The organism is Empedobacter stercoris (assembly GCF_020281205.1).
GTDB classification, from domain to species: Bacteria; Bacteroidota; Bacteroidia; order Flavobacteriales; family Weeksellaceae; genus Empedobacter; species Empedobacter stercoris.
Window position 1 is genome coordinate 44,566 of the sequence record NZ_JACXZC010000025.1, and the last position, 6,261, is coordinate 50,826.

The window sequence follows — 6,261 nt, forward strand, 5'->3', positions numbered from 1 at the left end:
TCATAAATAATTGATTATCTTCAAAATAATTTAAAACACTATTCGATAAAAAAGAAAATCTATTTTTTTGAGATTGCAGGTTTGATCACAACTTCAGCTTTATTTGCGCAAAATTCTAAAACTTTTGTAATTGATGCTGGTCATGGAGGACATGATGTTGGATCAAAAAACAGCGTTATCACCGAAAGCGAATATTCGTTAGAATTGGCACAAAAAATTCAAGAATCAGCAAAAGAAAAAAATATCAAGGGGATTTTGACGAGAACTGAAAATGATTTTTTGGATTTGCAATCATGATGCCGAAACATTAAAAAGCACTACTTATAAAAATCAATTAGCAGAAAAGATCGTTCAATATTTAGAAAATTACCAATCAATATAAAAAAAAGGACTTCAATTGAAGTCCTTTCTGTTTTATTTAAAAAAGTTTAATCACAATTTCCGTCTACATCACAAGAAGCTCCATTTTGTGGTTGATCCAAATGATCTTTTTCGTAAGCCTGCGTCAAGGCAGATACAAAATACTCGACAGGTTGCGCTCCAGAAATCGCATATTTACGGTCGATTACAAAAAACGGAACGCCAGAAACACCAATATTACGCGCATCCAAAACATCAGAAGCAACTTCAAAAACATTTGCATCAGAATTTAGCATTTCAAGAACTTCGGTTTTATTTAAACCAATTTCTTCAGCCAATTCAGCCAAAACTTCATAATCAGCAACATTTTTACCTTCAGTAAAATACGCTTTAAAAAGTCTTTCTTCTGCTTCCGAACCTTTTCCATTTGCTTGCGCAAAATGAATTAAACGATGAGCATCTCCTGTATTCACAACCTTAGAGTTTTGTTGTTGAAAGTCGATTTCTACAGGTTTTCCCATTTCAGCTAACTGATTATGCATCGCAGAAACTTGTTCTTGCGAAATTCCTTTTGCTTGAATTAAGTATTCATCAACAGATGTAATTTCAGTTTTAGATAAATCAGGATTTAACTGATAACTTTTCCATTCCACCTCAATTTTATCTTGATAAGGAATTTGGGTTAAAGCTTGTTCAAAATGTTTTTTTCCGATGTAACAGAACGGACACATGACATCCGACCAGATTTCAATTTTCATATGGAAATTTTTGGTGTAAAAGTTTGTAAAATTACGCTTTTTATTTAAATGGATTCGGTTATTTTTAAGTAAATTTCATCTTCAAAAATTATTAACAAAATCTTGAAAAATAATAGTGCTAAATCGAGTTTAAAATTTGTTTAAGAAAAGGTTTAAATTACCTTTGCAGTGAACCAAGATAAAATGAATTGTTTCATTTTTATTTCCAAAAACAAATAACGAACAAACATATGTCAACACACGTAGTAGTCGGTCTTCAATGGGGTGACGAGGGAAAAGGAAAAATTACAGATGTTCTTGCTGAAAAAGCAGATTATGTTGTACGCTACCAAGGTGGTAACAACGCTGGTCATACAGTATATGTAGGTGATGATAAATTTGTATTACACTTATTACCTTCTGGAGTTTTACAATGCAAAGGAAAATGTATTATTGCGAATGGTGTCGTAGTAGATCCTGCAGCTTTTTTCACTGAAATCGAAAAATTAGAAGCAAGAGGTTTATCTACAGATCATGTATTTATCTCAAGAAGAGCGCATATTATTATGCCTTATCATATTTTGTTAGATGAATATCGTGAAGAATTTGCCGGAAAAGATCAAATTGGTACAACAAAACGCGGAATTGGACCTTGTTATGAGGATAAAGTTGCTCGTGTTGGTATTCGTGCTATTGATTTATTAAATCCAGATATTTTAAAAGAAAAAATCAAAGAAAATTTAATTGTTAAAAATGCTTTATTCGAAAAATTATTCGAAAAAGAGCCTTTAGCTTTTGAAGAAATCTACGAAAAATACGTGACTTACGGAGAGCGTTTAAAAGAACGTATTATTGATACTGAGTTAGAAATTAACCAAGCAATTGACGAAGGTAAAAACGTTTTATTCGAAGGTGCACAAGCCTTGATGTTAGACATCGATTTTGGTACATATCCTTTCGTTACATCATCTTCTCCAACAACTGGTGGAGTTTGTGTTGGTGCTGGAGTTCCTCCTACAAAACTAAAAAATTTGATCGGAGTTTCTAAAGCATATTGTACACGTGTTGGTAACGGACCTTTCCCAACAGAGTTGGACAACGAATTAGGAGAAAAAATCCGTCAAGTTGGTCACGAATTCGGAGCATCTACAGGTCGTCCACGTCGTACAGGATGGTTAGATTTAGTGGCGTTAAAACACGCTTGTATGATTAATGGAATTACACATTTAGTAATCACTAAATTAGATGTAATGTCTAATATTGATACCGTTAAAGTTTGTACAGGTTACAAAACTGAAGATGGAAAAATCATCGATTATTTCACTTCTTCTACAACTAAATTGGCTAATTACGAAGCTCAATACGACGAATTACCTGGATGGAAAGAAGATATTACAAACGTAAAAACTTTCGACGAATTACCGCAAACTGCGCAAGATTACATCCACTACATTGAGAAATACTTAGGAATCGAAGTTTATTTAGTTTCGGTTGGTCCAGAGCGCTCTCAAAACATTATTAGAACAACTTTATTTTAATATAATTTATAATATAGCCTGACGTTATTGTTAGGCTATAACTTTATGAGATATTTTTATGAATGAAATTTTAGAACGATTAAAACAATTGAATTTAGGCATAGATTCTATCGTCCCGATAAAAGGTGGTGATATTAACGATGCCTTTCGATTAGAGTCGTTTGATAAAAAATATTTTTTAAAGGTTAATTCTGCTAATAACTTCCCACAACTTTTCAAAAAAGAAGCGCGAGCTTTAGAAGCCATCAAAAAAACAAAGACATTTTCAGTTCCGAAGGTGATCGATGTTGGTGAAGCTGGAAAAGATTTTCAATATTTAGTGTTAGAATGGATAGAATCCTCTACTCCAACTGTTGTTAATTGGGAAAACTTAGGAAGAAACTTAGCTAAACTTCATCAAAAAACAAACAAACAATTTGGTTGGACAGAAGACAATTATATCGCAATTGTAGTGCAACCGAATAGTTTTACAACAACTTGGAGTGATTTTTACGCAAACAATCGAATCTTACCCATGATAAAATTGTTGCAAAACAAACAATTAATCACTTCAAAACAACTAAAATCAGCAGAAAATTTATGTAAACAATTGAATTCTATATTCCCCGAAGAAAAACCAGCGTTAATTCATGGTGATTTTTGGAACGGAAATATTTTAGCGAATTCAAACGATGAATTTACAATTATAGACCCTGCTATTTACTATGGACATCGCGAAATGGACATTGCTATAGCAAAACTTTTTGGTGGATTTGACGATGCTTTTTTCGATGCTTATCAAGAAAGTCATCCGGTCGAAGCCAATTACGAAGAACGTTTACCGATTGCGCAATTATTTCCATTGTTGATTCACGCTTATCTTTTCGAAGGATATTATGTGAAAGACGTACAAACCATTTTGAAGAAATTTTAAAAACAAAACAAACAACAATACAATGAACAAGTATCAAAATCCGTTAGAATCGAGATATTGTAGCGACGAAATGCTATACATCTTTTCTCCTGAGAAAAAATTTACAACATGGAGACAGCTTTGGATTGCTTTAGCAGAAATTGAAAAAGAACTTGGATTAGATATTACAGATGAACAAATTCAAGCGTTAAAAGACAATGCAACAAACATTGATTATGATGTTGCAACAGCTTACGAAAAGAAATTTCGCCACGATGTAATGGCTCACGTACACGCTTACGGAGACGTTGCACCAAGCGCAAAAGCAATTATTCACTTAGGTGCAACTTCTGCTTTTGTTGGCGATAATACAGACTTGATTCAAATCCGTGATGGTTTTCAACACATCAAAGGACAATTAATCAATGTAATTGATGGTTTAGCAAAATTTGCGCGTCAATACAAAGATTTACCAACATTAGGATTTACACATTTTCAACCAGCACAATTAACAACAGTTGGTAAACGTGCAACACTTTGGTTACAATCTGTTTTATTAGACTTAGAAGAATTAGAATTCAGAATCGATACTTTACGTTTCCGCGGAGTAAAAGGAACAACTGGAACAGCGGCTTCTTTCAAAGAATTATTTGACGGAGATTACCAAAAAGTAAAAACATTAGACAAAAAATTATCTGAACGTTTCGGATTCAATAATGTTTTTGCCGTTTCAGGACAAACCTACGATCGTAAAATTGATGCACAAGCATTAGAATTATTATCAAACATTGCACAATCTGCACATAAATTCACAAACGACTTACGTTTATTACAAAACTTAAAAGAAATTGAAGAACCTTTCGAGAAAAACCAAATTGGATCTTCTGCAATGGCATACAAACGCAACCCAATGCGTTCTGAGCGTATCGCTTCATTAGCGAAATACGTGATGTCTTTGGCAAGTTCTCCTGCAATGGTTGCCTCAACACAATGGTTCGAAAGAACATTAGACGATTCTGCAAACAAACGTTTAGCCGTTCCTCAAGCTTTCTTAGCGATTGATGCAATTTTAATCATTTGGAACAATATTTTAGATGGTTTAGTCGTTTATCCTAAAATCATCGAGAAGCATATTGCGGAAGAATTACCATTTATGGCAACCGAATATATCATTATGGAAGGGGTTAAAAATGGTGGAGACCGTCAAGAATTACACGAAATCATCCGTACGCATTCTATGGAAGCTGCAAGACAAGTGAAAATGGAAGGAAAATCAAACGATTTGATTGAGCGTATTATTGCTGATGATAACGTAAAAATTGATAAAGATAAATTAGTCGAATTATTAGATCCGAAGAACTTTACAGGATTTGCATCTGAACAGACAGAAGAATTCTTAAAAGATTTGGTTGATCCTATAATCGAAGAAAATAAAGCACTTTTGGGCGCTCATACAGACCTGAAAGTGTAAACACGCTTAAAACAACACATGAAACGAAAAATGCTTCCTATTTATTGGAAGCATTTTTTAGTTTAAACTTTTTGCTTTTCAAATATATAACCGCAAGTTAGCCCTTTCTTAGGCAAACTTGTCGTTATAATCTCTTTCGTCTTTAGATGAAAAATCTTAATATTTAACTCCTATCTTACGAAGAATAAAACCTAATAACCAAATTGGGCCAACCAACAAAAATTGTAAGTCTTTGAGAAAACTTGGCTTCTTCCCTTCTATTTTGTGACCAACGAATTTCTGAATCCATGTAAAGTTAAAACTACCAAGTAAACTGTCCAAGATTTAATACCAAATTGAAGATTGCATTGTGAAATAAAAAACTCCATTATCAACATCACAAAAATCATGATAAAACCAACGACAAACGAAAGTCTGAAATAAAATTTTGAAACAATTATCAACGCAATAATTGAAGCTATACTTATATAACCAAAAGCTGGAATATAAAAATGCGGCGTTGGAATGTAGGAAATAAAGTCAAGAATCGTCCAAAAGATGAGTGGAACACAAATCCAATGAATCAATTTGTTTGTAGCATTTTGATGACTCTCACCATATTCACTAAAAAGTTGTTCTATTTTTCTCATTTTGGTTGATTTTGGTTGATAATTAAACTTTAAATCAGAAATTATAAACTTATCTTTACTCACTGTATTCAAAATTAGTATTTATCAAAATGATTATAAAAAATAAAAAAATCTATTACTTAATCAGTATTCTATTTGTAATTATTTCTTTTTTTTTATTAATTGTATCGAAAGAAAAGCAAACAACTATAATAGCACTTTTAACTCTATTCTTTTTTGGTGGTGGAGCTGTAGTAGTTTACATTCTAAACAATAATTTATATAGTGATAAAACTAAAAATATTGCAAGGATAATAGGCTATTTCATTTTCATTATTCTTTGCTATGCAATGCTACCATTTAACCATCTATTTAATGATTCAAGAAAATACACTCCACTATTAGGTTGGATAATTGGTATTATTGGAATCCCGTTTTTTTGTTATAAAATTTTTGAATTAATCATAAAGTTAATAAATGAGAACTACAGAAAATAGAATCTTTATTTCCAACAAAATAGAATAACTAGATAAAACATTGTAATCTTCCCTTAACTAGCTACATTCAAAACTAATGATTTCCACTGATTATTACTACAATTATCTTGCTGAAATGTTGGAAATTCACTTGTATTCGGTTTATTTATTTTTCCATA

Annotated in this window: 7 protein-coding genes; 4 read left to right on the plus strand and 3 right to left on the minus strand. The window is 32.1% G+C overall.

Annotated elements, in window-relative coordinates; genetic code table 11:
- The first annotated feature begins 81 nt into the window (after nt 1-81).
- On the plus strand, nt 82-297 hold the full coding sequence (locus IF125_RS11325; RefSeq protein WP_225542566.1) for an N-acetylmuramoyl-L-alanine amidase: 216 nt from the start codon (nt 82-84) through the stop codon (nt 295-297).
- Nucleotides 298-428: 131 nt separating this feature from the next.
- Here IF125_RS11325 and IF125_RS11330 read toward each other — a convergent pair whose 3' ends face one another.
- Nucleotides 429-1,118 carry a DsbA family oxidoreductase gene (locus tag IF125_RS11330; protein WP_225542567.1) on the minus strand — a complete coding sequence of 230 codons (690 nt, stop codon included), beginning with the start codon at nt 1,116-1,118 and terminating at the stop codon, nt 429-431.
- A 230-nt stretch (nt 1,119-1,348) separates the two neighbouring features.
- Between IF125_RS11330 and IF125_RS11335 the strand changes: the two genes are divergently transcribed.
- From IF125_RS11335 to purB, 3 genes are read left to right on the plus strand one after another with little or no spacing between them, the layout of a single operon-like run.
- Entirely contained in the window at nt 1,349-2,635 is a 1,287-nt protein-coding gene (locus tag IF125_RS11335; RefSeq protein ID WP_225542568.1) for an adenylosuccinate synthase, read from the plus strand.
- A 58-nt stretch (nt 2,636-2,693) separates the two neighbouring features.
- Nucleotides 2,694-3,548: a fructosamine kinase family protein gene (locus IF125_RS11340; protein WP_225542569.1), complete on the plus strand. Its 855-nt coding sequence runs from the start codon at nt 2,694-2,696 to the stop codon at nt 3,546-3,548.
- Nucleotides 3,549-3,570: 22 nt separating this feature from the next.
- The gene (gene purB, locus IF125_RS11345; RefSeq protein WP_225542570.1) at nt 3,571-4,998 is read left to right on the plus strand and encodes an adenylosuccinate lyase; all 1,428 of its coding nucleotides are present in this window, start codon (nt 3,571-3,573) and stop codon (nt 4,996-4,998) included.
- Between the two features lie 156 nt (nt 4,999-5,154).
- Here the strand turns inward: purB and IF125_RS14355 are convergent, their stop codons facing one another.
- Together IF125_RS14355 and IF125_RS11350 are read right to left on the minus strand one after the other, a co-directional pair.
- Nucleotides 5,155-5,319 (minus strand): Mpo1-like protein, encoded by a 165-nt coding sequence (locus tag IF125_RS14355; protein WP_210766877.1) that lies wholly within the window; start codon nt 5,317-5,319, stop codon nt 5,155-5,157.
- Nucleotides 5,256-5,627 carry an Mpo1-like protein gene (locus IF125_RS11350; protein WP_188318992.1) on the minus strand — a complete coding sequence of 124 codons (372 nt, stop codon included), beginning with the start codon at nt 5,625-5,627 and terminating at the stop codon, nt 5,256-5,258. The genes IF125_RS14355 and IF125_RS11350 overlap by 64 nt, the downstream gene beginning before the upstream one ends.
- Nucleotides 5,628-6,261: the final 634 nt, after the last annotated feature.